This is a genomic window from Thermus oshimai DSM 12092 (assembly GCF_000373145.1).
Lineage (GTDB): Bacteria > Deinococcota > Deinococci > Deinococcales > Thermaceae > Thermus > Thermus oshimai.
Genome location: NZ_KB890614.1, coordinates 311,269 through 335,281, shown reverse-complemented (window position 1 = coordinate 335,281; position 24,013 = coordinate 311,269). Strand labels below are relative to the sequence as shown.

Genomic DNA, 24,013 nt, shown 5'->3' with positions numbered 1-24,013 from the left:
CTTGAGGGTGGTCTTGGCGGCCAAGTAGCCTTTGGCGAGGTCTTGGCCTTGCAAAAGGAGAAAGATGGCGAGGGTTAGGAGCTCGGCCAGGGTAGCCTTCTGGTGCTTTTGCTTTGGGGGGAGCTTGAAGTCCTGAGCTTGCAAGGCCTTGAGTTCGTCATCCACCCAAATGTAGGTAGCCACCAGAAGGGTTTCCGCGTCAAGATAGTAAAGGGGGTGCTCACGATCTTGCTGCATGGCACCCCCTCTTTTTTCACACCCCAGGGGTTGGGGTCAAGTAGCACACGAAGGTATTTCCTGAAAAAGGAGGGGGCCGAGGGGGCCGCCTTCCCCCCCATCGTGGCCTCGGGGGTGCGGGGGGCCCTGCCCCACGCGGGGGCCTCGGAAAAGGCCCTGGAGGGGGGGGAGCTGGTCACCCTAGACCTCGGGGCCCGGGTGGCGGGCTACGCCTCGGACATGACCCGCACCGTGGCCTTAGGACAGGTGGATGGCCCCCTGAAGGAGGCCTTCTTCGCCGTGTTGGAGGCCCTGGAAAGCGCCCTGGAGCTCATCAAACCCGGGGTGGAGGCCAAGGCGGTGGACGCCCGGGCCCGGGAGGTCCTGAAGGCGCGGGGGCTTGACCGGTACTTCGTCCACTCCCTGGGGCACGGGGTGGGCCTCGAGGTCCACGAGGCCCCCGCCCTCTCCCCCTATAGCGGCCAGGGCCCGGGGCCCCACCTGGGCCTGGTGCTGGAGCCGGGGATGGTGGTCACCGTGGAGCCGGGGGTGTACCTCCCCGGGGTGGGCGGGGTGCGGATCGAGGAGCTGGTCCTGGTGACGGAAGGGGGGATTGAGCTCCTCTCCACCCTGCCTCGAGGGTGGCAGGCGCTCTAGACCTCTGGAGGGCGGTTCGTTGAGCCATCTGTTGCTGTTCGTCACCCTGCTGGGGGCGTTTGGGCTGGGGTATCTCCAGGGGGGACCCGTTCTCGGGCTCTTTCTCGCGGGGCTGGGCCTCCTGCTGGGCAGGGGCCTGAGGCCGGCCCGGCCCTCCCAGGTGGAGGAGCCCCCAAGCCCAAAGGCCGATCCTGAGGAGGTGGAGGAAACCCCCGAAGGCCTTTCCTCCGAACAGCAGAGGGCCTTCCTCGCCGTTACCCAAACCCCCCACCCCGCCCACCTCATCACCGGCCCCGCAGGCACCGGCAAGACCACGCTCCTCTACGCCCTCCAAGAGTTCTACAAGGGGCGGGCCGTGACCCTAGCCCCCACGGGCACCGCCGCCCTGCAAGCCCGCGGGCAGACCGTCCACTCCTTCTTCCGCTTCCCAGCCCGGCTCCTCCGCTACCGCCATCCCGAAGACATCCGCCCTCCAGGGCCCCACTCCCCTCTGCGCAAGGCCATAGAGCAGATGGAGGTGCTCATCCTGGACGAGGTGGGGATGGTGCGGGTGGACCTCTTGGAGGCCATGGACTGGGCCCTTCGGAAAACGCGCAAGCGTCTGGAAGAGCCCTTCGGAGGGGTCAAGGTCCTCCTCCTGGGGGACACCCGCCAGCTGGAGCCCGTGGTGCCGGGGGGAGAGGAGGCCTTGTACATCGCCCGCACCTGGGGAGGACCCTTCTTTTTCCAAGCCCACGTGTGGGAGGAGGTGGCGCTGAGGGTGCACCGCCTGTGGGAAAGCCAGCGCCAACGGGAAGACCCCCTTTTTGCCGAGCTTCTAAAGCGGTTGCGCCAGGGCGACCCCCAGGCCCTGGAAACCCTCAACCGGGCCGCGGTGCGGCCGGACGGGGGGGAGGAGCCGGGAACCCTGATCCTCACCCCCAGGCGGAAGGAGGCGGACGCCCTGAACCTGAAGCGCCTCGAGGCCCTCCCAGGCAAGCCCCTGGAGTACCAGGCCCAGGTCAAGGGGGAGTTCGCGGAAACGGACTTCCCCACCGAGGCCGCCCTGACCCTAAAAAAGGGCGCCCAGGTCATCCTGCTTCGGAACGACCCCCTGGGGGAGTACTTCAACGGGGACCTGGGCTGGGTGGAGGACCTGGAGGCCGAAGCCCTGGCGGTCCGGCTTAAGCGCAACGGACGGCGGGTGGTGATCCGCCCCTTCGTTTGGGAAAAAATCGTCTACACCTACGACTCCGAGCGGGAGGAGATTAAGCCCCAGGTGGTGGGCACCTTCCGGCAGGTGCCCGTACGGCTCGCCTGGGCCCTCACGGTGCACAAGGCCCAGGGGCTCACCCTGGACAAGGTTCACTTGGAACTGGGTCGGGGCCTCTTTGCCCACGGCCAGCTCTACGTGGCCCTCACCCGGGTCCGCCGCCTCCAGGACCTCAGCCTAAGCCGCCCCATCGCCCCCACGGAACTCCTCTGGCGGCCGGAAGTGGAGGTGTTTGAAACGCGCATTCAGGAGGGAATATGGCAAAAAAGCCATGGTTGGCCCTCGTTGTAGGCCTTGTACTCCCGCTCGCCCTGGCCCAGACCTACACCGTCAAGGAGGGGGACACCCTCTACCGCATCGCCAAGGCCCACGGGCTCAGCGTGGCGGAACTCAAGCGCCTGAATGGGCTCTCGGGGGACCTCATCCGCCCCGGGCAGGTCCTCCGGGTGGGGCAAGAAAGGGGGAGGGAAAGGCCCCGTTTCCTGCAGGAAGGCCTTGCGGTGTGGTACGGCCCCGGCTTCCACGGCCGGAGGACGGCCAGCGGGGAGGTCTACGACATGCACGCCCTCACCGCCGCCCACCCCACCCTGCCCTTCGGCACCCGGGTGCGGGTCACCAACCTGAAAAACGGGCGGAGCGTGGTGGTGCGCATCAACGACCGGGGGCCCTTCGGGGGGCGGTACATCATAGACCTCTCCTACGCCGCCGCCCGGGCCATCGGGGCCCTTTCCGCCACGCGGGTGCGGGTGGAAACAGTAGACTAGCCCGGGCCATGGCGCGAACCGTAGCCTACGGGTTTCACCTCTCCATCGCCGGGAAAAGGGGCGTGGCGGGCGCGGTGGAGGAGGCCACGCACCTCGGCCTCACCGCCTTCCAGATCTTCGCCAAAAGCCCAAGGAGCTGGCGGACACGCCCCCTAAGCCCCAAAGAGGTGGAGGACTTCCGCGCCCTCAAGGAGATGGCCGGGGAGATCCCCGCGGTGATCCACGCCTCCTATCTGGTGAACCTGGGGGCGGAGGGGGAGCTTTGGGAAAAGAGCGTCCAGAGCCTGGCGGACGATCTGGAAAAGGCCCGGCTTCTCGGCGTGGAGTACGTGGTGGTCCACCCCGGTTCGGGGGCACCGGAGCGGGTGAAGGAGGGGGCCTTAAAGGCCCTAAAGCTCGCGGGGGTGCGGCAGAAGCCCACCCTCCTCCTGGAGAACACCGCCGGGGGCGGGGAGAAGGTGGGGGCGCGCTTTGAGGAGCTGGCCTGGCTCCTGGAGGACACCCCCCTGGGGGCCTGCCTGGACACCTGCCACGCCTTCGCCGCGGGGTACGACGTGCGGGAAGACCCAGGCGGGGTCCTTTCCGAGCTGGACCGCACCGTGGGGCTGGACAGGGTCTTTGTGGTCCACCTCAACGACTCCCAAGGAGACCTAGGAAGCCGCATAGACCACCACGCCCACCTCCTCCAGGGGCGGATCGGGGAGGGGCTTAAGGGGGTGCTCCTGGACCCGAGGCTGAAGGGCAAGGTCTTCATCCTGGAAACCCCGAGGAGCCCCGAGGAGGACGCCTGGAACCTAAAGGTCCTGAGGGGCTGGCTGGGGGACTAAAGAAAAAGGCCGAAAAACGCCTCCCGCACCGCCCGGAGCACCGCCCGGATGGGGGGCTGGAGCACGGTGAGGATGAGGAGGAAGGACACCCAGGCGTAGCGCTCCAGGCTCCACAGGAAAGGGTGCCAGGAAAGGGGGAGGAGGCTTTGCAGGATCTTGGACCCGTCCAGAGGGGGGATGGGGAGGAGGTTGAAAACCGCCAGCACCAGGTTGATGGAGCTGGCGAAGAAGGCGGCAAGGGCCAGAACCCCCACGGGGGAAACCCCTTCCCCGCGGAAGGCGAGGAGGACCTCCAGGGGGGAAAGCTGCCAAAGGAGGCGCACGGAAAGGGCGAAGAGGACTGCAAGGAGGAGGTTCACCACGATGCCCGCCACGGACACGGCGAAAAGCCCCAGGCGGTAGGGCCTCAAGAAGGCGGGGTTCACGGGCACGGGCTTGGCCCAACCGAAGCCCACCAGGAGGAGGAGCAGGGTTCCCAAGGGGTCCAGGTGCTTTAGGGGGTTCAGGGTGAGGCGGCCCAGGCGCCTCGCCGTGGGGTCCCCGAAGCGCCAAGCGGCGTAGGCGTGGGCCGCCTCGTGGAGGGCCAGGCTGAAGGCGAGGAGAAGGAAGGCCAGGAAGAAGGCCAAAGGGTCCTGCTGGAAAAGCCCGATCATAGCCCGAGGGCCCGGTAGAGGCTCGCCAGGAGCCCGGAAAGCCCCTGGACCACCGCCCCCGTCACCCCGGTGAAGGAGAGGACCAGGAAGATGACGATGAAGCCCAGGGGGCCATAGGAGGCCAGGCGCTCCAAAAAGCGGCGGGCCTCGAGGCCCCCCACGGCGTAGAGGGCCTTGGCCCCGTCCAAAGGGGGCACGGGGAAGAGGTAGATGGCCGCGTGGAGGAGCATGACCCGCTGGGCCAGAAGAAGGCCCTCCCCAAAGGGGTAGGGTAGGAAGCGGGCAAGGAGGCCATAGAGGAAGGCCGCGACAAAGAAGCCCAAAGGCCCCATGAGGGCCACCAAGGCCCCTTTGCGCCCCGGCAGGCGGCTTGGCACCTCCTTGGGCCAGCCGAAGCCGAGGAGGAGGAGGAAGACCAGGCCCAAAGGCTCCAGGTGGGCCCTAAGGTCCAGGCTCAAGAAGCCGTAGCGCCGGGGCGCGGTCTCCCCGTAGCGGTCCGCAAGCCAGGCCTGGAAGAGGTTGTGGAGAAGGAGCCCAAAGACGGCGAGGGCGAAGACCACCAGGAAGACCGGGGGGTCAGTGAGGAGGGGAAAGAGTCCCATCGCCCACCAGTTTACGGGCTAGGGCCAGCTCCTCCTCAAAGGTGCGGACCTCCCCCCTCTCCCTGGCCTCCGCCACCCGCTTAAGGATCTCCCCCACCTTAGGCCCCGGGGGAAGCCCCAGGGCCAGGAGGTCCCGGCCCCTTAGGACCCGGCGCTTTTCCCGAAGCCAGGCCTCCTTCTCCGGGAAAAGGGCGAGGAAGGCGGAGCGGAGGGGCTCTTGGAGGAGGACCTCCCGCTCCTCCTCCCGCCACTCCCCCTTTAGGAGGAGGGCCAGGGCCTCCCTAATCCGCTTGGGCACGCGTAAGGCCTCGGCCCTCGCCAGGGGGTCTTCCTGGTGGGCGAGGAGCACAAGGAGCCGGGCCTCCATGGGGGCCTCGAGGGGCAGGCGGCGGAAAGCCTCCTCTGGGGGAAGCGTTAGGCCGTAGAGGGCCTTTAGGGCGGAAAGCTCGGAAAGAAGCTTCAGGGCCGGGTAAAAGGTCTCCTCCTCCAGGGTGAGGAAGAGCTCGTCCCGGAGGCGGCTTTGGCTGGCCTGAGCCAGGACCTCGGGGAGGAGGGCCGGGGGAAGGTGGCGAAGGGCCTCCTCGGCGAAGCGGAAGCCCAGCCTTGCGGCAAGCCGCGCCCCCCGCACGATGCGGCTTGGGTCCTCCACGAAGGAAAGGGGGTGGAGGGGCCTTAAGAGGCGGTCCTTTAGGTCCTTAAGCCCCCCGTAGGGGTCCAGAAGCTCCAGGGTGTCCAGGGCCAGGGCCATGGCGTTCACCGTGTAGTCCCGCCGCTCCAGGTCCTTGGCGATGGGGGCGGGGCGCACCTGGGGCAGGGCCCCGGGGTAGGGGTAGACCTCCTCCCGGCTTTCCGCCAGGTCCACGGTAAGGCCAAAGGGAAGCCGCACCCGGGCCGTGCCGAAGGCGTAGTGGTGGCCGAAGCTTCCCCCAAACCGCCCTGCGAGGAAGCGGGCCACCTCCAGGGCCCTCACCCCGGGCTCCAGGACCAGGTCCAGGTCCGGCCCAAAGCGGCCCAGAAGGGCGTCCCGCACCGCCCCCCCCACCAGGTACACCCCCTTGGGAAAGGCCTCCTTGAGGGCGGAAAGGACCCTCCGGGCCCCTTCGGGGAGAGCCTCCCAGATCCTCTGCCCCAGAGGCTTCTCCTCCTCCCGGGCCTTGCGGTAAAGGTCGGTGCGGGTGAAGATGCCCAGGAGCCGCCACCCCTCCCCCACCCGCTCCCCCACCAGGACCCGCCCGCCCCCCTCCTTGAGGTGGGGCTCCACCTGGGAGAGGGGGAGGGTAGGGGGAAGGACCAGGGCCCGGGCCAGGAAGCCCTCCACGGGGTGGTCCTCGAGGCCCAGGCGCACCGCCTTCCTTAGGTCGCGCCTGCGGGCCAGGCCCAGCACCCTAACCCCCCCTCCGGGCAAAGGCTCCACCACGGGCATGGCCCCATAGCCCCGCTCCTCCAGCGCCTTTAGGGCCTCGCGCACCGTGGTGGGGCCCAGGGTCTCCACGGGCGCGGTCATGCGCTCGGCCAGGGTGGGCTCGGGGGCCAGGTGGGCGGGGAGGCTTTCCAAAAGACCCTGGACCGCCTTTTTGACCCCTTTTCGCACCCGGGCGAAGGCCGCCCGGGGATGCCCCCCGCCCCCTAAGGGGGCCAGCCAGCGGGCCACGTCCAGCCTTTCCTTGCTCCGGGCGATGAGGAGGGTCTCCCGCCCGAGCTTTAGGACCAAAAGCACCCCCTCCGCCTCGTAGAGGTCCAGGAGGAGGTGGGCCAAAGGGGCCAGGGCCGGCACATACCCCTCCTCCCGCGCCCGGGCCAAAAGAAGGCGGAAGCCCGCCCGCTCCACCACCTGGGCGCTCCGCAGGAGCTTCTGGAAGACCTCCCGGGCCTCCTCCCCCACCCCGGGCCGCACCCAGTCCCGCACCCTAAAGGGCTCGGCCCCCCGTTCCAGGAGGAAGAGGGCGGCCTCGAGGTCCTCCTTGGTGGTGCTGGGGAAGCTGAAGCCCCCCGTGTCCTCCCAAAGGCCCGCGTAGGCCAGGGTGGCCTCCAAAGGGGTGAGGGCAAGGCCCCGCTCCCGGAGGAGGGGTACGAGAAGGCTCACCGTGGCCCCCACGGGGGCCACCTTCCCCCCCACCGCGGGCACGTCCCCGGGGCTTGGGGGGTGGTGGTCAAAGACGTAAAAGGGCACCCGCCCCACCAGGGCCTTCAGGGGCCCGATGCGCTCGGGGCGGGCGTTGTCCACCAGGACCACCTCCCGCACCTCCTCCAGGGGGATCTCGGCGGCGGGCACCAGGTCCAGGCGGTCTTCCAGAAGGGGGAAGAGGGCCTTCAGGGGCCCCTCGAGGCCCCCCACCAGGGCCAGCACCCCGGGGAAAAGCCGCCCCGCCAGCACCATGGAGCCCAGAGCGTCCAGGTCCAGGTTCTCGTGGGCCGCGATGACCCGCACGAGGACCAGTCTACTTGACCCCAAAAGGCCCTTTGGCTAGACTCGTAGATGGCACTTGGAGAGGTGCCCGAGTGGCTGAAGGGACACGACTGGAAATCGTGTAGGCGGGCTTAAACCTGCCTCGCGGGTTCGAATCCCGCCCTCTCCGCCAAAGCCCCCCGGCCCAAGGCCGGGGATGCGCTTTTGGGCTAGACTCGGGGCATGCAGGGTCCCCGGAAAGGAGGAACGGGGGCGTGAGGGCCCTACGCTTGGGTTTGGTGGCCTACCCCGGCCTTGGGGGAAGCGGGATCGTGGCCACGGAGCTTGCGGAAAGGCTGGCCCGGATGGGGCACGAGGTCTACCTCTTCGCCACCGAGAGGCCCTTCCGCCTATCCAAGGGAAGCCCCGTGCGCTTCCTGCCGGTGGACCTCCCCTTCTACCCCGTCTTCCCCGGGCCTCTTTACACCCTCTCCCTGGCGGGGGTGCTGGAGCGGGAGGCCAAGCGGCTGGGGCTGGCGCTGGTGCACACCCACTACGCCATCCCCCACGCGGCCGCGGCCTTTCTGGCCTTCGGGGAGGGCTTCCCCCTGGTCCACACCCTCCACGGCACGGACGTCTCCGTCCTGGGGATGGACCCCGCCTTCCACGGCCCCACCCAAAGGGCCCTACAGGCCGCCCGGGCCACCACCGCGGTGAGCCAGGCCCTGGCCCGGGAGGCAGAAAAGGCCTTCGGGGTGCGGCCGGTGGTGATCTATAACGCCGTGGACCCGGAGCGGTTTTACCCCCGCCCGGAGCGCAGGCGGCTTTACGCCGAGGAGGACGAGCGGCTTCTCGTCCACGCCTCCAACTTCCGCCCCATCAAGCGGGTGCCGGACATCGTGCGGGCCTTCGCCAAGATCCGCAAGAAAGCCAAGGCCCGCCTCCTCCTCCTGGGCAAGGGCCCCGAGGAGGCGGAGGCCCGGCGGGTGGCCCGGGAGCTCGGGGTGGAGGCCGCGGTCACCTTCCACCCCCCCACCCCCCACCCCGAGGAGGTCATCGGGGCCGCGGACCTCTTCCTTTTGGCCTCCGAGGAGGAGTCCTTCGGCCAGGCGGCCTTGGAGGCCCTGGCCTCGGGGGTGCCGGTGGTGGCCACCGCGGTGGGGGGGGTGCCGGAGCTGGTCACGGCGGAGGTGGGGCGGCTGGTAGAGCTCGGGGACCTCGAGGCCATGGCCGAGGCCGCCCTGGAGCTCCTCGCCCACCCCCGCCTCCCCGAGATCCGCGCCCGGGCCAGGGCCTACGCCCTGGAGCGCTTCCACCCCGAGACCATCACCCGGGCCTACCTGGAGGTCTACGAAAGGAGCCTGGGCTAAGCGTGGGCCACCAGCTCCTTCTTCTTCCGGGCCGGGCGCTTGGCCTGGGCCTTGGCCCGCTCCTCCAGGGCCTTCAGGCCCCCCACCAGGGCCAGATCCAGGACCTCGTCCAAGTGTTCTACAAAGTGGAAGGCCATGTTCTGGCGGAGGGGCTTGGGGATGTCCGAGAGGTCCCCCTCGTTCTGCCTGGGCAGGATGACCTCGCGGATCCCCGCGCGCCTCGCCCCCAGGACCTTTTCCTTCACCCCCCCGATGGGGAGGACCCGCCCGGTGAGGGTGATCTCCCCGGTCATGGCCACGTCGTGCCGCACGGGCACCTCGGTGAGGGCGGAGACCAGGGCGCTCACGATGGCCACCCCCGCGGAGGGGCCCTCCTTGGGGATGGCCCCCGCGGGCACGTGGATGTGGATGTCGCTCTTCTCAAAGCGCTCCAGGGGGATGCCGAAGCGCTGGGCGTTCTTCTTGGCGTAGGAAAGCGCGGCCCGGGCGGACTCCTTCATCACGTCCCCCAGTTGCCCCGTGAGGATGAGGTTCCCCTTGCCGGGCATGACGGAGACCTCCACGAACATGATGTCCCCGCCCACGGGGGTGTAGTACATGCCCGTGGCCACGCCCACCTGGGGGCTCTTGGCCTCGGTCTCGGGGAGGAAGCGGGGCGGGCCCAGGTAGCGCTCCAGGTCCCTCTCCGTGATGCGCACCCGCCTCTTGCCCTCCTCCAGGATCTGCCGGGCGGCCTTGCGTAAGAGGGCCCCGATCTCCCGCTCCAGCTGCCGCACCCCGGCCTCGCGGGTGTAGTGGGTGATGAGGCGCATAAGGGCGGCCTCGGTGAGGACCACCTGGCCCTCGGAGAGGCCATTCTCCTTAAGCTGACGGGGCAGGAGGTAGCGCTTGGCGATCTCCAGCTTCTCCTGCTCAATGTAGCTGGTGAACTCAATGACCTCCATCCGGTCCAAAAGGGGCGCGGGGATGGTGCCCAGGTAGTTGGCGGTGCAGATGAACATGACCTCGGAGAGGTCAAAGGGCACGCCCAGGTAGTGGTCCACGAACTCCTTGTTCTGGGCGGGGTCCAAGACCTCCAAGAGGGCCGCCGCCGGGTCCCCCTGGTAGGAGATGCCCAGCTTGTCCACCTCGTCCAGGAGGAAGACCGGGTTCTTGGTCCCCGCCTGGCGCAGGCCCTGGATGATGCGGCCGGGCATAGCCCCGATGTAGGTGCGCCGGTGGCCCCTTATATCCGACTCGTCCCGCACGCCCCCTAAGGAGATGCGCACGTACCTCCGCCCCAGGGCCTCGGCGATGCTCTTGGCGATGGAGGTCTTCCCCACCCCCGGGGGCCCCACGAAGAGGAGGATGGGCCCCTTGTTCACCTCCTCCTCGGGGATCTCCCCCCGCTTGGCCTTCTCCATCTTGAGCTTGCGCACCGCCAGGTACTCCAGAACCCGGTCCTTGACCTTCTCCAGGCCGTAGTGGTCCCGCTCCAGGATCTCCTTGGCCCGACCGAGGTCCAGGTTGTCCTCCGTGCGGACGTTCCAGGGGAGGTGGACGATCCAGTCCAGGTAGGTGCGGATGACGCTGGCCTCCGCGGAGTCGGGGTGCATGCGGGCGAAGCGGTTGAGCTCCCGCTCCACCTCCTGGCGGACCACGGGGGGCAGGTCCAGGGCCTCCACCTTCTTCCTGAACTCCTCCACCTCCGCCTCGCCCTCCTCCCCGTGGAGCTCCCGCTGGATGGCCTTCATCTGCTCCCTGAGGAAGTACTCCCGCTGGTTGCGGTCAATCTCCTCCTTGACCTGCTGCTGGATGCGACGCTGGGTTTCGATGAGGGCCAGCTCCGCCTCGAGGAGGACCAGGACCCGCTTGAGGCGCTCCCCCACGTCCGCGGTTTCCAGGACCCTCTGCTTGTCCTCCAGGCGGAAGTCCATGTGGAAGGCGATGTAGTCCGCCAGCTGGGAGGGGTCCTCCAGGTTCAGGATGAACTGGGCCACCTCGGGGGTGAGGTACTTCCCCTCCTTGAGGAGGGCCTGGAACTTCTCCTTCACCTCCCGGATGAGGGCCTGGACCAGGAGGGGGTCGGCGGGGGCGTCGGGGAGGACCTCCCCTTGGGCCTCGAGGTGGTCCCCCCGGTCCAGCCACTCCTTCACCCGCACCCGGGCAAAGGCCTGCACCAGGACCTGGACGGAGCCGTCCGGGTTCTTGCGCATCTTGAGGATGTTGCAGGCGGTGCCCACCTCGTAGAGGTCCGAGGGCTTGGGCACCTCCACCTCCTTGTCCTTCTGGCTCACGATGAGGAGCACCCGCTCCCGGGCCAGGGCCTCGTCAATGGCCCGGATGGAGATGGGCCGCCCCGCGTCAATGGGCATGACCATGGTGGGGTAGATGACCGACCCCCTCACCGGGCATACGGGCAGGGTTTCAGGCAGCATGGTTGGCCTCCTTTCGTCTTGGGCTCTGGGTTCCTTTTCGTCCATAGCCTAAGCCTACCTATGTCAAGTTTACTGCGAAAGGGCTTTTAGTGCAAAGCCCCCGGGCCTCGGGGCGTATGCTGGAAGAGGCATGCGCCGGCTTCTCGTCCTCGGCCTCCTTCTTTTGGGCCTGGCCCTGGCCCAGAAAAGCGGGGGCGGGGTGGGGGGAAGGCCCTATGCCCCAAGCCCGCCCCCCATGGCCCCCGGGCCGGCCCCAGCCTACCCCATGCCCGCCCCCTCCCTCCCCTACCCGGGGCCGGTGGTGGTCTACCCCAGGGGGGGCGGGGGGAGCCTGGGGGTCCTGCCGGTCCTGGTGTTCTTGGGCCTGGTGCTGGTGGGAGCCTGGATGGTCCAGGGCCTGAAACGGGCGGAAGGAGGCCCGGGGACGAGCGTGGCCCAGCTCAGGCTGGCCCTCCTGGTGCGCCCCGAGGTGCAGCGGGCCTTGAGGACCCTGGCGGAGGCCGCGGACACCACCACGGCCAAAGGCCTGGCCGACCTCCTGGACGAGGCCGCGCTCCTCCTCCTCCGGGAGGAGCCCGCCTGGCGCTTCGCGGAGTACCGGCAGGCGGAAGGGGGCGAGGAGGAGGTCCTGGGGCTCTTTGACGCCTGGATGCTGGAGGACCGGAGCGCCTACCGGGAGACCTTCCGCCACTTTGAGGGGAAGAAGGCCCTGGACCCCGCCTACACCCCGAAGGTGGAGCCCGGGGGGCGGTACCTGGTGGCAAGCCTCCTCCTGGCGGAAAGGAGGCTCCTTCCCCAAAGGCCCAAGGCCCCCCTGGACCGGCCCACGGTGCGGGCCCTTCTCCTGGCCTTCGCCGCCTCCACCCCCTTCACCCTCCTGGCCGCCCACCTGGCCTGGACCCCGGAAAAGGAGGGGGAGGGGCTTACGGAGGAGGAGCTTCTCCTTCTCTTCCCGGGCCTGGAGAAGGTTTAGAGTGGTGTCCGTGGTGCGGATTCGCGGGCGACATGTGGAGTTCCTTCCCCCTGAGGGTGGTCGGGCCCTCATCGGGGACTTCACGGACTGGGAACGAAACCCCATCCCCTTAGAAGGCCCCCTCACCCTGGAGTTCCCCGAGGGGGCCTACGTGGAGTACGCCTTCCTGGACGAAAGGGGCCACCCTTTCCCCGACCCGGACAACCCCGAACGGGCGGACAACCCCTGGTGGAGCTACCCCCGGGCCTTCCGCCTCCCCGGCTTCCGCTACGAGGCCCCGCCCGAACCGGCGAAGGAGCCCATGGTGGCCCGGCACCGCCGGGGGGAGCGGCGCTTCTACGTGGCTGAAACCGGGCCCCACCCTAAGGCCACGGTGGTGGCCCAGGACGGGGTGGCCTTCTACCGCACCGCGGGCCTCCACAAGGTGGCCCAGGCCCTCTATGAGCGCGGGGAGATCCCCCCGGTGCGCCTGGTCTTCGTGGAGCCTAAGGACCGCCGCCAGGAGTACTGGTTCAACGCGGCCTACGAGGAGGAGTTCCACCGGGTTCTGGAAGCGGTGGAAGGGACCTATGGGGCCTTGGGCGAAGTGGTGCTGGTGGGGGCCTCCTTAGGGGGGCTTTTCTCCTTGTGGCAGGCCCTCCGCCATAGGGAGCGCTTCCCCAAGGTCCTGGCCCTTTCCCCCGCCCTCAAGGCCCACCCCCAAGGGGGGGACACCTACGCCGACCCCGAGTGGCTCACGGAGCGCTACGCGGAGGCCCAGCACCTGCCCCGGATTTACCTGGAGGTGGGGCTTCTGGAGTGGCTCCTCGGCCCGAGCCGCCGCTTCGCCGCCCTGCTTGCGGACCGAAAGGCCCCCCACGCCTACCGGGAAAGGCCCTCGGGGCACAACTGGGTCACCTGGAAGCAGGCCCTGGCCCCTGGGCTCCGCTACCTTCTGGGGGAGGCATGAGCGGGGAAGGCCTTCTCGTCCTCCTCACGGTGGCCGCCCTCGAGGCCCTTCTCTCGGGGGACAACGCCATGGTGCTGGCGGTGATGGTGAAGCCCCTCCCCCCCGCCCTCCGGGCCCGGGCCCTTTTCTACGGCCTTCTTGGGGCCTACCTCCTGAGGGGGCTTGCCCTCCTCTTCGCGGTCTTCCTCATCCGGGTCTGGTGGATCCAGGTCCTGGGGGGGCTTTACCTGGTCTACCTCATGGTCCAGCACCTAAGGCAAGAGGGGGAGGAAAAGGCCCCACCCCAGCTAGGGGCGGCGGAGTTCTGGCGCATCGTCCTCCTCATGAACCTGGTGGACCTGGCCTTCGCCGTGGACTCCATCCTGGCGGTGGTGGCCTTCTCCCGGGACCTCCTCCTGGTTTTCTTGGGGGTGGCCTTGGGCATCCTCTTCGTGCGCCTGGCCGCGGGGTGGATGGTGGCCCTCATGGAGCGCCACCCCCGGCTGGAGAAGGTGGCCTACCTCCTGGTGGGCTGGGCGGGGGTGAAGCTCCTTTTGGAAGGGGTGGGCTCCTACGCCGAGCTGGCCCACCTGGGCTTCGTCCCTCACATGCCCAAGGCCTTTTTCTTTGCCGTCACCCTGGCCATCCTGGGGGTGGGGGTGGCCTACGCCCTGAGGGAGGATGCCTAGGGACTGGGAAGCCTTTTGGCGGGAATGGGAGGAAACGCGCCCCCCCGCCTTCGTGGTGCGGGCCTACGGGCCCTTCGTCCCGGAAGGCCCCGTGCTGGACCTGGCGGGGGGCCTGGGGCGGAACGCAAAGCCCTTCCTGGAGAGGGGGCAGCCCGTGGTCCTGGTGGAGCGGAGCCGGGCGGCCCTGGAGAAACTTCAGGGGACCCCGGGGCTTAGCCTGTTGGAGCTGGACCTCGAGGCCATGGACGCGCCCCTCCACCTCCCAAAGGGGCCCTTCTCGGGCATCCTCCTCTGCTACTTCGTCCACCGCCCCCTCCTCCGGGCCCTCGGGGCCTTCCTAAAGCCCGGGGGGCTCCTTTTGGTGGAGGGCTTCACGGAAAAGGAGGCGAGGAGGCGCGGCCGGGAAAGCCCTTACTACTGGGGCACGTGGGAACTCCTCACCCCTCCCCCTGGCCTCCGCCTTCGGGCCTACGGGGAGGGGTGGATGGAGGGGTATCGGGCCTTCGCCGTCTACGAGCTTGCGCCTCGGCGGAGGCCCCTTAGGCCTTGAGGCGCGCGGCCAAAAGCTCGGCCACGTCCAGAACCTCAGGGGGCGCCTCGTCCTGGGCCACCTCCACGTTCATCATGGCCATGCAGAAGGGGCAGCCCGTGGCGATGGTCTTAGCCCCCGTGGCCTTGAGCTCCCGGTAGCGGTTCTCCGAAACCCGCATGGCCCCGGGCTCCTCCTCCTTCCAGAACTGGGCCCCGCCCGCCCCGCAGCAGAAGCTCTTCTCCCGGGCCCTGGGGGGCTCCTCGAGGCGGAAGCCCACCCCCTTCAGCACCTCCCGGGGGGCCTCGTAGACCCCGTTGTGGCGGCCCAGGTAGCAGGGGTCGTGGAAGACCACGGTCCCCTCCGCCCCCTCCACCTTCAGGCGGCCTTCCCTCAGGAGCTCGGCCAAAAACTCCGTGTGGTGGACCACCCGGTAGGCCCCGCCGAAGTCCTTGTACTCGTTCTTCAGGGTGTGGAGGCAGTGGGGGCAGGTGGTGACAATGGTCTTGGGGGCCACGGCGTTCAGGGTTTCCACGTTCTCCGTGGCCAGCTGGAAGAAGAGGTACTCGTTCCCCGCCCGCCGGGCCGCATCCCCGGTGCACTTCTCCTTCCGGCCCAACACCGCCCAGTCCACCCCGCTGGCGTTTAGGAGCTGGACCATGCTCCGGGCGATCTTCTGGGCGCGGGGGTCGTAGCTTGGGGCGCAGCCCACCCAGTAGAGGACCTCGGGGTGGGGCTTCTCCTCCACCGTGGGGACCTTTAGGCCTTCCGCCCAGTCCAGGCGCTTGTCCTGGCCGATGCCCCAGGGGTTGCCGGAGCGCTCCATGCCCCGGAAGGCGTTGTTGAGCTCCGCGGGGAACTCCCCTTCCATGAGCACCTTGGCCCGGCGCACGTCCAGGATGTGCAGCATGGGCTCGTTGCCCACGGGGCAGACCTCCACGCAGGCCATGCAGGTGGTGCAGGCCCAGAGGGCCTCCTCGTTCAGGGCAAAGTCCATGAGGGGCCTCGGGCTTTCCTTGCCCTCGGCGAAGTCCTTAAGGATCTCGTTCAGCTCGTAGCGTTCGGAGATGACGATGGCCGCCGGGGAGAGGGCCTTGCCCGTGGTGTAGGCGGGGCAGGCCTCCTGGCAGCGGTTGCACATGATGCAGGCGTAGGCGTCCAGAAGCCGCTTCCAGGAAAGGTCCTCCAGCTTCTCCGCCCCAAACTTGGCCTCCTCCTTCTCAAAGTCCAGGGGCTTGAGCGCCCCCGGGACCTCCTGCCGGAAGGTGAGGTTGACGGGCCCCATGAAGAGGTGGATGTGCTTGGAGCGGGGGAAGTAAGGGAGAAAGAGGAGGATGGACCCCAACGCGCCCCACCAGAAGAAGTGCTCCCCCAAGGCCAAGGCCCCCGGGGAAAGCCCAGCAAGGGCCCCCGCCAGGAGGCTCGCCACCGGCTGGAAGGGGTCGGGCTCCGTCTGGGCGAGGTGGAAGGCCTTGGAGAGGAGGCGGCTGCCCACGTGGAAGGCGATGAAGGCCCCCACGATGGCCGAGTCCCGGGGGATGCCCTGCCGGACCCGCTCGTGCAGGGGGGTCTTGGGGTTCCAGGTGAAGTCCCTGGGGGCCACCACGTAGCGGCGGAGCATGAGGCCCAGGATGCCCACCAGGATGGCGGCGGTGAGGAGGTCGGCGAGGAGGTTAAAGGAGTTCCAAAGGCCTCCCCGAGCGTGGAGGAGGAAGAAGCCCTCTAGAAGGTCCACCAGGTTCACCAGGAGGTAGTAGACGAAGCCGTAGAAGACGAAGGCGTGGAGGAGGGAGACCAGGGGGCGCCGCTTGAACACCGTCTTTTGGGTGAGGGTGAGCCAAAGGGCGCGCCCGATGCGCTCCGGCAGGCGGTCAAAGCGGTCTTCCGGCACGCCCCGGCGGACGGCCCGGTACACCCGGGCGAAGCCCTGGTAGGCGTAGTAGAGGCTGAAGGCCGCCAGGAGGATAAAAAGGAGTTTCTCTGGCAGGGTCAGCATGGGTCTGACCTCCTTATACTGAGTAAAAGTTTACTCCATCCCGCCTCAAAGGCAAGGGTAAAATACCCCTTCGTGGAAACCGTAGCCCTCCTCATGCTCCTCCTCTTCGGCCTTTTGAACCTCTGGGTCTTCCGCCGCTTTCAAAAGCCCCTCCTCCCCCTCCTCCTGGCCCTCTTCCTGAGCCTCTTCGTCTTCTTCCTCTCCCCCGTCCTGGGGCTTCTCCTCTTCCTCCTGGGGCAGACCCTGGCCTTTTACGCCGCGGGGAAGAGGTAGAAGCTCAAGAGGGCGACGAAGGCCCCGAGAAGGGCCCCCACCAGGACCTCGAGGTAGGTGTGGCCCAAAAGCTCCTTCAAAGGCCCGGGGGCAGGGCCCTTCCTTAAGACCTCCTGGAGCTCCTGGACCAGCTGGTTGAGGAGCTGGGCGTGGAGGCCCGCGGCGCGGCGGATCCCGGTGGCGTCGTACATGACGATGAGGGCCAACACCGCGGCCACCGCGAAGAGGGTGCTCCCAAACCCCTCTTTAAGCCCCACCCCCACCGCCAGGGCGCTCACCGTGGCGGAGTGGCTGGAGGGCATCCCCCCCGTTTCCAGGAAGCGCCCCCACTGGAAGCGGCCCTCGAGGCGGTAGTAAAGGAAAAGCTTCAGGGTCTGGGCCACCAGGTTGGCGGCCATGGCGGTCCAGAACACCTGGTTAAGCAGGAACTCCATGGCGCCTTAAGAGGGCGGCCTTCCAGGTGTTGTACATGAGCATGGCCACGGTCATGGGGCCCACGCCCCCGGGCACCGGGGTGAGGGCGGAGGCCACCTCGGCCACCTCGGGGTGCACGTCCCCAAGAAGCCTATCCCCCACCCGGTTCACCCCCACGTCCACCACGATGGCCCCGGGGCGGACCCACTCCTTTTGCACCAGGTGGGGGCGGCCCACGGCCACCACCAAAATCTCCGCCCTCCGGGCCACCTCCGGCAGGTTTTGGGTCCGGGAGTGGGCCAGGGTGACGGTGGCGTCCTCCCGAAGGAGAAGGGCCGCAAGAGGCTTCCCCACGATGTTGGAACGGCCCACGATCACCGCCTCCTTCCCCTTTAGCTCCACCCCGTAGTGCTTGAGGAGGCGGACCACCCCCAAGGGGGTGCAGGGGAAAAGCCCCTCCCCCCCGCTCCAAAGCCGCCCCACGTTCAAGGGGTGGAAGCCGTCCACGTCCTTCAGGGGGTCTATGGCCTCCAAGACCCGCTCCGTGCGGATGTGGCGGGGCAGGGGAAGCTGGACCAGGATGCCGTCCACCCCGGGGTCGGCGTTGAGCTCCTGGATGCGCCGGAGGAGGGCCTCCTCGGGAAGGTCCTCGGGGTAGACCTCCACCTGGCTCCGGTAGCCCAGGGCCCGGGCCCTTTTGTCCTTAAGCCGCACGTAGGACACCGAGGCCGGGTCCTCCCCGAGGCGGATGACCCTCAAGGAGGGGACGAAAGGGTGTTCTTTAAGGCGCGCCCGAAGCTCCTCGTACACCGCCTCGGCCACCTCGTGCCCGGAAAGAAGACGGGCCGCCATCCTACGCCTCCTTGGGCGCCGCCTTCAGGGCGCCCTCCTGGATCCGACGGTACACCTTGCCCAACACGCCGTTCACGAAGGCCCCCGAGTGCTCCCCCCCGTAGCGCTTGGCGATCTTCACCGCCACCTCAATGAGGGGGGCGAAGGGGGTGGGCTCAAAGAGCATCTCGTAGACCGCCAGGCGAAGCACGGTGAGGTCGGTCTTGGACATCTGGGCGAAGTCCCAGCCCTCCACCGTCTCCTTCAGAACGCGGTCCACCTCCTCCTGGTGGGCCTTAAAGCCCTCCAGGAGCCTCCGGGCGAAGGCCACCCCTTCCTCGTCCAGGGGGTCCCCGTAGGGGTCCTCCTCCCCCCCCATGGCGGAAAGGGCGTGCTGAAGGGCCTCTTCCAGGTCCACCCCGCCCTGGGTGTGGGCGAAGAGGGCCCGCATGGCCAGTTCCCTAGCCCTGCGCCGCATGGGCCTCCTTGGGGTACTCCACCTGGGCCACGGTGAGGTTCACCGCCTTCACCTTCTCCCCGGTGGCCAAGTAAAGGGCCTCGGCCACCTCCTTCTGGACCTTCGGGGCCAGCTCCGGTATGGGCAGGCCGTAGTCCACGGAGAGGACGAGGTCCACGCTTAGGCCCTCCGGGGTCCTTTCCACCCGCACGGGCCGGGCCCGCTTGAAGACCTCCCCCAGGGGGCGGGGGATGGTCTCCAGGGGGCGCACGCCCTGGAGCTCCATGAGGGCGTGGAGGACCAGGGCTTCCAGGGCCTGGTCGGTGATCTCGTAGTCCACCATCACACGCCCAGTCTACAGCTCCATGCGCCGGGCCACGAAGTTGGTGTAGACCGCCCCCCGGCGGAAGAAGGCGTTTTGGAGGACCTTCTGGTGGAAGGGGATGGTGGTCTTCAGGCCGGGGCCTTCAATGATGGTCTCCGAAAGGGCGCGCTCCATGCGCCGGATGGCCTCCTCCCGCGTGGGGGCCCAGGCGATGATCTTGGCGATGAGGCTGTCGTAGTGAGGGGGGATCTGGTAGCCCGCGTAGAGGTGGCTGTCCACCCGGATGCCGGGGCCCCCGGGGAAGAGGAGGGTTTCCACCTTGCCGATGGAGGGCCTGAAGCCCTTCTCGGGGTCTTCGGCGTTCACCCGCACCTCGATGGCGTGCCCCCGCACCTCGATGTCCTCCTGCCTGAGCCAGAGCTTCTCCCCCATGGCGATGCGGAACTGGGCCTGGACCAGGTCAATCCCGGTGACCATCTCCGTCACCGGGTGCTCCACCTGGATGCGGGTGTTCATCTCTATGAAGTAGAAGTTCCCCTCCTTGTCCACCAAAAACTCCAAGGTGCCCGCAGACACGTACCCCACGTGCTCCGCCAGGCGCCTCGCGGCCTCGGCGATGGCCTTGCGGGTTTCAAAGGGGAGGACGCTGGGGGCCTCCTCAATGAGCTTCTGGTGGCGGCGCTGGATGGAGCAGTCCCGCTCCCAGAGGTGGACCACCCGCTCCCCGTCCCCCAGGACCTGGATCTCGATGTGCTTGGGCTCCTCTATGTACTTCTCCAGGTAGACCGCGGGGTTGCCGAAGGCCGCCCGGGCCTCCTCCTGGGCCTGCTGGACCGCCCGCTCCAGCTCCTCCTCCGTGTGCACCACCCGCATCCCCCGGCCCCCACCCCCGGCGGAGGCCTTGAGGATCACGGGGTAGCCGATCTCCCACGCGGCGCGCTTGGCCTCCTCTATGCTTTCCAGCTCGTCCGTGCCCGGCACCGTGGGCACCCCCGCCTCCCGGGCCACCTTCCTGGCGGTGGCCTTGTCCCCTAAGGCCTTCATGTTCTCCGGGGTGGGGCCGATGAAGGTGAGGCCGTGCTCCCGGCACATCTCCGCAAAGAGGGCGTTTTCCGCCAGGAACCCGTAGCCCGGATGGATGGCGTCCGCCCCCGTCACGATGGCCGCGGAGAGGATGTTGGGGATGTTGAGGTAGCTCTGGCCCGAAGGGGGCGGCCCAATGCAGATGGCCTCGTCCGCCAGGAGGACGGGAAGGCTCTTCTCGTCCGCGGTGGAGTGGGCCACCACCGTCTTGAGCCCGAGCTCCTTGGCCGCCCGGATGATCCTTAAGGCGATCTCCCCCCGGTTGGCGATGAGGACCTTTCTCATACCGGCTGGATGAGGAAGAGGGGCTGCCCGTACTCCACGGGCTCCCCGTTTTGCACCAGGATCTTCTTGACGATCCCCGAGACCTCGGACTCAATCTCGTTCATGAGCTTCATGGCCTCGATGATGCAGAGGACCTGGCCCTTCTCCACCCGGTCCCCCTCCTTCACGTAAGGGGGGGCGTCCGGGGCGGGGGCACGGTAGAAGGTGCCCACGATGGGGGCCCGCACCTCCACGCACCCCGCGCACTCCTCCTCCTTGGCGGGAGGGGCCGCCTGGGGCGCCTCGAGGGGAACAGGGGCGGGGGCAGGCGCCGGGGGCGGGGGCGCGGCGGGGAGGGGCTGGGGTAGGGGCGCGGGCTGGGGCACCGCCACCACCTGCACCTCTCCCCCTCGCCGTACGGTGAGCTTGTAGTCCGGGGTTTCCAGGGTGAGCTCGTTCACCCCGTACTCCACCAGGGCCTGCAGGATCTGCTTCAACTCCTTGGCCGTCATAGGCGCACCTCGGGGCCAAGCTTACCCCAAGGCGGGGCCCTTTTTCCTGAACCGAGTCAAGCGAATCCCCAGGGGGGACGGGCGTCCTAAGCGGAAAAAGCTCCTCCACGGAAGGAGGAGCGCGCTAAGCATCCCGCCGAAGCGAACCGGCGGGGTGTTTAGGCCCGGCCCACGTAGGCCCCGGTGCGGGTGTCCACCTTGATGACCTCCCCGGGCTCCACGAAGAGGGGCACCTGGACCACGGCCCCCGTCTCCAGGGTGGCGGGCTTGGAGCCCCCGGAGACCGTATCCCCCCGCACCCCCGGGGGGGTGTCCACCACCTTGAGCTCCACCACCGTGGGGGGGATGACCTTCAGGGGACGGCCCTCGTACATGTCCCCGAGGACGGTCATGCCCTCTTTTAGGAACTGCCAGGCCTCCACCCGGCTTTTGGGCACGTGGAACTGCTCGTAGGTCTCGAGGTCCATGAGGACCAGCTCCTCCCCCTCGGGGTAGAGGTACTGGAGCTCCCGGGTTTCCACATAGATGTCCTCCAGCTTCTCCCCAGAGTTGAAGGTGCGCTCAATCGTGGCCCCGGTTTCCAGGTTCTTGAACTTGGCCACCACCTTGGCCCCGCCGCGGCCGATCTTCTGGTGCTGGTACTCCACGCACTCAAAAAGGCCGCCCTCCATCCTCACCTTGGTGCCGGGTCGTAAGTCGGTCACGCTGATCATGCGTCCTCCCTAGAGGTCCAGGACCTGGGGCCTAAGCCCTAAGAGGTCAATATACCGAAGATACTCCGCTTCGGTAAGCTCCCGCCCCGCCAGGGCCACCAACATGGCCTCCATGACGTTGGTGCCGAAACTCCGGCCCCCCAGCCGCGGGGTGGTGGTGATGAGCCGGGCCACCCCCCGCGCCCTTAGGAAGGCCACGTCCTCCTCGGTGGTGGTGTTGGTGAGGACGGTCTTGCCCCGCATGTCCTCGGGCATGTGGCGCCGGAGGTAGTGCCAGTCCCCCGCCACCAGGTCGGCCCAAAGGTAGTACCGGCCCCGCCAGTCCTGGACCACCCGCTCCTGGTCCTTCCCCGTGGGGTAGAGGAGGCGGAAGGGGAGCTGGGTGAGGAGGGGCAGGAGGAGGTAGGCGAGCTTTTGCAGGAAGGAGAGGCGGTAAAGGGGGATGGGCAGGCCTAAGGCGAAGATGAAATCCCCGTAGAGCACCCTAGCCCCCGCCTCGTCCAAGGCCTCCGCCAGGCCGAAGCGGTCCACGGCGGAGGGGAGGAGCACTTTTGTATTTTTCCAATCGATCAGGGGGGAGAGGGCCCGCACCGCCTGCCGCTCCAGGGTGTGCTTCAGGCCCGAGCCGTCCACCACCGGGGTCCGTTGGGCTGCTTGCCTGAGCTTCAGGGCCTCGCGGATGGTGTAGCGCCGCCCCCCCGCCCAGAGGTAGAGGTCTATCCCCCCCAGGCCGATGGCGTCCACCTTTCCGTCCAGCTCCCGGATGAGGGCCACCGCCCGGGCCATGTCCCCGTCCGTGCCCCGCCTTTCCAGAACCACCCTCTCCCCCAGGAGCTCCACCTCCGCCAGGGCATCCCGCCGGCTGGAGCCCAGGGAAACGCTCACCACGTGTTTCGCCACGAGGGGCTATTGTAGCCCAAGGTAAAGGCCCAGGGCTAGGGCCAAAAGGGCGAGGGCCAGGAAGGCCGGGGCCCCCCGCACCCCCAGGGCCCGGGCAAGCCCCCAGAGGACCCCAAGGCCAAAGGCCAGGGCGTAAAGGAGCCGGTCTGGGCGGGCGAAGACCTCCTCCATGCCCCCAGGTTACCGGAAAACCCGCCCCAAAAAAGCGGCCACCCGGGCGCGGAACTGGGCCTCCGCCTCCCCCCAGAAGAGGTGGCCCGCGGGGTAGCTGAAGCACTCCACGGGCTTTTTCAGGGCCTTGAGCCTCCGGCAAAGGGCCCAGGACCACTCCGGGGGGACCTGGGCATCCTTTAGGCCGTGGTGGACGCTAAGGGGAACGCGGAGGTCCTCGAGGTAGGTCCAGGCGGAATGGGCGGCCAGGAGCTCCGGAGGAAGGGTATAGAGCTCGCCCCCCCGGGTGCCCCCGGACCAAAAGCGGATCCTTTCCAGGTTAAGCCGCTCGTCCCCGCTCATGCTCCCGTAGAGGACCGCCCCCCTAAGGCCCGGGTCCACCAGGGCCACGATCTGGGCGATCCCGCCCCCCATGGAGTGGCCGAAAAGGACGATGCGGGCGGGGTCGGCCTGGGGGAAGGCCCCCTTGCGCACCTCCGCCAGGAGGTTCAGGACGTCCACCGCGTAGGGGTGGCGGAGGCCCCGGGCGGGGGCCCCTTCCGAGGGGGGGTGGCCCCGGTAGTTGGGGTGGAGGACCAGAAAGCCCCGCTCCGCCAGCCAGTCCGCGTAAGGGGCGGTGTAGGCGAGGAGGCGGTAGCGGCTGGGCTCCACGTAGCCGTGGAGGACGGCCACCACGGGAAAAGGCCCCCTCCCCTTGGGGAGGTTGGCGAAGCCGTGAACCCGGAGGCCCTCGGAGAGGTGGGAGAACTGCACCCGGGTGAAGCGGGCCCTTTCCTCCAAGACCCGCTCCACCCGGAAGCCCCCTTCCCCATAGGCGCGGGCCCGGAGCTCGGGGAGGGTGTACTGGGCCAGGGCCAGGCCGGAAAGGAGGAAGGCCAGGGCCAGGGGGCGCACCCCTTTAGGCTAAGGGCTTCCCAAAAGCGGAAAGGTAATCCAAGGCGCTACCCGGGCCGGAGCCACCCCGCCTTTAGGCCCTTAAGCCCGATGGCGTGGTAGACCAGCTGGGCCGCGGTCATCTCCGCGTGGAACTGGCCATTAGGGGAAAGCTCCACGAAGTCCATCCCCACCACCTCCTTGGCCCGGAAGACCGCCTCCAGGAGGTCCACCACCTGGCGGTAGGAAAGCCCCCCGGGCAGGGGGGTCCCCACGCTGGGCATGACCGAGGGGTCCAGGGCGTCAAAGTCCAGGCTGATGTAGACCCGATCCCCCAAGGCCCCAAGGACCGCCTCCAGGGGCAGGCCCTCCCGGTGAATGCGGTGGGCGGGGAAAAGGGCCACCCCCTTTTCCCGGGCGAGGTTTAGGGAGTCCCGGTCCATGGCGCGGATCCCCACCTGCACCAGGGGAAAACCCTCCTGGAGGAGGCGGTAAAACGGGCTTGCGTGGGAGTACACCGAGCCCTGCCACTCGGGGTAGAGGTCCGCGTGGGCGTCAATGTGCAGGATGGAGAACTCCCCTAAGGCCTCCCGGTGGGCCAGGACCAGGGGGTGGACGATGGAGTGGTCCCCCCCGAGGCTCACCAAAAACTTCCCCGCCCGGAGGTGCCTAAGGGCCTCCTCGTAGATCCGGCGGTGGCTCGCCTCCGCGCTCCCCGCCACGAAGGGCACGGGGGGTAGGGCGTGGATCCCCACCTCCTCCGGGGCCACCCCAAGCTCCAACAGGAAAGGCTCCAGCTCCCGGCTCGCCAGGAGGATGGCCTCCGGGCCCCGCCGGGCCCCGGGGAGGAAGGAGAGGGAGAGGTCGTAGGGCACGGGGAGGACCACCACCCGGGCCTCCTCGTAGGGGGTTTGGACTTCGCCAAAGGCCAGCATACC

At 68.5% G+C, this 24,013-nt stretch carries 25 protein-coding genes, 1 tRNA gene and 2 pseudogenes; 11 read left to right on the top strand and 17 right to left on the bottom strand.

What is annotated here, in order from left to right:
* Window positions 1–237, bottom strand: a pseudogene (locus tag B043_RS0107370) (transposase); the annotation flags it as partial.
* 54 nt (window positions 238–291) lie between these two features.
* On the opposite strand from B043_RS0107370, the pseudogene B043_RS12335 reads away from it, so the two are divergent.
* From B043_RS12335 to nfo, 4 genes and pseudogenes are all read left to right on the top strand, one after another.
* Window positions 292–873, top strand: a pseudogene (locus B043_RS12335) (M24 family metallopeptidase); the annotation flags it as partial.
* Window positions 874–892: 19 nt separating this feature from the next.
* Entirely contained in the window at window positions 893–2,416 is a 1,524-nt protein-coding gene (locus tag B043_RS0107360) for an ATP-dependent DNA helicase (protein WP_026234175.1), read from the top strand.
* Window positions 2,383–2,889, top strand: coding sequence for a septal ring lytic transglycosylase RlpA family protein (locus tag B043_RS0107355; protein ID WP_038036932.1), 507 nt, complete (start codon window positions 2,383–2,385; stop codon window positions 2,887–2,889). The genes B043_RS0107360 and B043_RS0107355 overlap by 34 nt, the downstream gene beginning before the upstream one ends.
* An 8-nt stretch (window positions 2,890–2,897) precedes the next feature.
* Window positions 2,898–3,716: an endonuclease IV gene (gene nfo, locus B043_RS0107350; RefSeq protein ID WP_026234174.1), complete on the top strand. Its 819-nt coding sequence runs from the start codon at window positions 2,898–2,900 to the stop codon at window positions 3,714–3,716.
* Here the strand turns inward: nfo and B043_RS0107345 are convergent.
* From B043_RS0107345 to B043_RS0107335, 3 genes are read right to left on the bottom strand one after another with little or no spacing between them, the layout of a single operon-like run.
* Complete coding sequence (locus B043_RS0107345) at window positions 3,713–4,369, bottom strand: site-2 protease family protein (RefSeq protein ID WP_018461482.1); 657 nt, start codon at window positions 4,367–4,369, stop codon at window positions 3,713–3,715. The two genes, nfo and B043_RS0107345, sit on opposite strands and share 4 nt — an antisense overlap.
* Window positions 4,366–4,971, bottom strand: a complete 606-nt coding sequence (locus B043_RS0107340) for a zinc metalloprotease (RefSeq protein WP_016329683.1) — start codon at window positions 4,969–4,971, stop codon at window positions 4,366–4,368. The genes B043_RS0107345 and B043_RS0107340 overlap by 4 nt, the downstream gene beginning before the upstream one ends.
* Window positions 4,946–7,399 carry a CBS domain-containing protein gene (locus tag B043_RS0107335; RefSeq protein ID WP_018461481.1) on the bottom strand — a complete coding sequence of 818 codons (2,454 nt, stop codon included), beginning with the start codon at window positions 7,397–7,399 and terminating at the stop codon, window positions 4,946–4,948. The genes B043_RS0107340 and B043_RS0107335 overlap by 26 nt, the downstream gene beginning before the upstream one ends.
* A 57-nt stretch (window positions 7,400–7,456) precedes the next feature.
* Here B043_RS0107335 and B043_RS0107330 point away from each other — a divergent pair.
* A tRNA-Ser gene (locus B043_RS0107330) sits at window positions 7,457–7,550 on the top strand.
* Between the two features lie 82 nt (window positions 7,551–7,632).
* The gene (bshA, locus tag B043_RS0107325) at window positions 7,633–8,727 is read left to right on the top strand and encodes an N-acetyl-alpha-D-glucosaminyl L-malate synthase BshA (protein ID WP_018461480.1); all 1,095 of its coding nucleotides are present in this window, start codon (window positions 7,633–7,635) and stop codon (window positions 8,725–8,727) included.
* On the opposite strand, the gene lon is transcribed toward bshA, so the two are convergent.
* The gene (gene lon / locus B043_RS0107320) at window positions 8,724–11,144 is read right to left on the bottom strand and encodes an endopeptidase La (protein ID WP_018461479.1); all 2,421 of its coding nucleotides are present in this window, start codon (window positions 11,142–11,144) and stop codon (window positions 8,724–8,726) included. The two genes, bshA and lon, sit on opposite strands and share 4 nt — an antisense overlap.
* A 130-nt stretch (window positions 11,145–11,274) precedes the next feature.
* Here lon and B043_RS0107315 point away from each other — a divergent pair, with 130 nt between their 5' ends.
* The 4 genes from B043_RS0107315 to B043_RS0107300 are packed head-to-tail and all read left to right on the top strand — an operon-like array spanning window position 11,275 to window position 14,284.
* Window positions 11,275–12,117 carry a DUF1517 domain-containing protein gene (locus B043_RS0107315; protein ID WP_018461478.1) on the top strand — a complete coding sequence of 281 codons (843 nt, stop codon included), beginning with the start codon at window positions 11,275–11,277 and terminating at the stop codon, window positions 12,115–12,117.
* Window positions 12,118–12,127: 10 nt separating this feature from the next.
* Complete coding sequence (locus B043_RS0107310) at window positions 12,128–13,066, top strand: alpha/beta hydrolase (protein ID WP_026234173.1); 939 nt, start codon at window positions 12,128–12,130, stop codon at window positions 13,064–13,066.
* Window positions 13,063–13,734, top strand: a complete 672-nt coding sequence (locus B043_RS0107305; protein WP_018461476.1) for a TerC family protein — start codon at window positions 13,063–13,065, stop codon at window positions 13,732–13,734. Before B043_RS0107310 ends, B043_RS0107305 begins: the two co-directional genes overlap by 4 nt.
* On the top strand, window positions 13,727–14,284 hold the full coding sequence (locus B043_RS0107300) for a class I SAM-dependent methyltransferase (RefSeq protein ID WP_018461475.1): 558 nt from the start codon (window positions 13,727–13,729) through the stop codon (window positions 14,282–14,284). The genes B043_RS0107305 and B043_RS0107300 overlap by 8 nt, the downstream gene beginning before the upstream one ends.
* On the opposite strand, the gene B043_RS0107295 is transcribed toward B043_RS0107300, so the two are convergent.
* Window positions 14,274–16,259: a (Fe-S)-binding protein gene (locus B043_RS0107295; RefSeq protein WP_018461474.1), complete on the bottom strand. Its 1,986-nt coding sequence runs from the start codon at window positions 16,257–16,259 to the stop codon at window positions 14,274–14,276. The genes B043_RS0107300 and B043_RS0107295 overlap by 11 nt on opposite strands.
* Before the next feature lie 72 nt (window positions 16,260–16,331).
* On the opposite strand from B043_RS0107295, the gene B043_RS0107290 reads away from it, so the two are divergent.
* A complete protein-coding gene (locus B043_RS0107290) occupies window positions 16,332–16,532 on the top strand; it encodes a hypothetical protein (RefSeq protein ID WP_018461473.1) in 201 nt (66 codons plus the stop codon).
* Here the strand turns inward: B043_RS0107290 and B043_RS0107285 are convergent.
* From B043_RS0107285 to speB, 11 genes are all read right to left on the bottom strand, one after another.
* The gene (locus tag B043_RS0107285; protein ID WP_018461472.1) at window positions 16,511–16,966 is read right to left on the bottom strand and encodes a divergent PAP2 family protein; all 456 of its coding nucleotides are present in this window, start codon (window positions 16,964–16,966) and stop codon (window positions 16,511–16,513) included. The genes B043_RS0107290 and B043_RS0107285 overlap by 22 nt on opposite strands.
* Window positions 16,950–17,798: a bifunctional 5,10-methylenetetrahydrofolate dehydrogenase/5,10-methenyltetrahydrofolate cyclohydrolase gene (locus B043_RS0107280; RefSeq protein WP_018461471.1), complete on the bottom strand. Its 849-nt coding sequence runs from the start codon at window positions 17,796–17,798 to the stop codon at window positions 16,950–16,952. Before B043_RS0107280 ends, B043_RS0107285 begins: the two co-directional genes overlap by 17 nt.
* 1 nt (window position 17,799) lies before the next feature.
* Complete coding sequence (nusB, locus tag B043_RS0107275; protein ID WP_018461470.1) at window positions 17,800–18,255, bottom strand: transcription antitermination factor NusB; 456 nt, start codon at window positions 18,253–18,255, stop codon at window positions 17,800–17,802.
* Window positions 18,239–18,577, bottom strand: coding sequence for an Asp23/Gls24 family envelope stress response protein (locus B043_RS0107270; RefSeq protein WP_018461469.1), 339 nt, complete (start codon window positions 18,575–18,577; stop codon window positions 18,239–18,241). The genes nusB and B043_RS0107270 overlap by 17 nt, the downstream gene beginning before the upstream one ends.
* Window positions 18,578–18,589: 12 nt before the next feature.
* Window positions 18,590–19,927 (bottom strand): acetyl-CoA carboxylase biotin carboxylase subunit, encoded by a 1,338-nt coding sequence (accC, locus tag B043_RS0107265; protein ID WP_018461468.1) that lies wholly within the window; start codon window positions 19,925–19,927, stop codon window positions 18,590–18,592.
* A complete protein-coding gene (gene accB, locus B043_RS0107260) occupies window positions 19,924–20,418 on the bottom strand; it encodes an acetyl-CoA carboxylase biotin carboxyl carrier protein (RefSeq protein WP_018461467.1) in 495 nt (164 codons plus the stop codon). Before accB ends, accC begins: the two co-directional genes overlap by 4 nt.
* 158 nt (window positions 20,419–20,576) lie before the next feature.
* On the bottom strand, window positions 20,577–21,131 hold the full coding sequence (gene efp / locus B043_RS0107255) for an elongation factor P (protein WP_018461466.1): 555 nt from the start codon (window positions 21,129–21,131) through the stop codon (window positions 20,577–20,579).
* A 9-nt stretch (window positions 21,132–21,140) separates the two neighbouring features.
* Window positions 21,141–22,031, bottom strand: coding sequence for a type 1 periplasmic-binding domain-containing protein (locus B043_RS0107250; protein ID WP_026234172.1), 891 nt, complete (start codon window positions 22,029–22,031; stop codon window positions 21,141–21,143).
* 6 nt (window positions 22,032–22,037) lie between these two features.
* Window positions 22,038–22,202, bottom strand: coding sequence for a hypothetical protein (locus tag B043_RS12940; protein WP_016329700.1), 165 nt, complete (start codon window positions 22,200–22,202; stop codon window positions 22,038–22,040).
* Window positions 22,203–22,211: 9 nt separating this feature from the next.
* Window positions 22,212–23,096, bottom strand: coding sequence for an alpha/beta hydrolase family protein (locus B043_RS0107240; RefSeq protein ID WP_018461464.1), 885 nt, complete (start codon window positions 23,094–23,096; stop codon window positions 22,212–22,214).
* A gap of 47 nt (window positions 23,097–23,143) precedes the next feature.
* Window positions 23,144–24,010: an agmatinase gene (gene speB, locus B043_RS0107235; RefSeq protein WP_018461463.1), complete on the bottom strand. Its 867-nt coding sequence runs from the start codon at window positions 24,008–24,010 to the stop codon at window positions 23,144–23,146.
* Window positions 24,011–24,013: the final 3 nt, after the last annotated feature.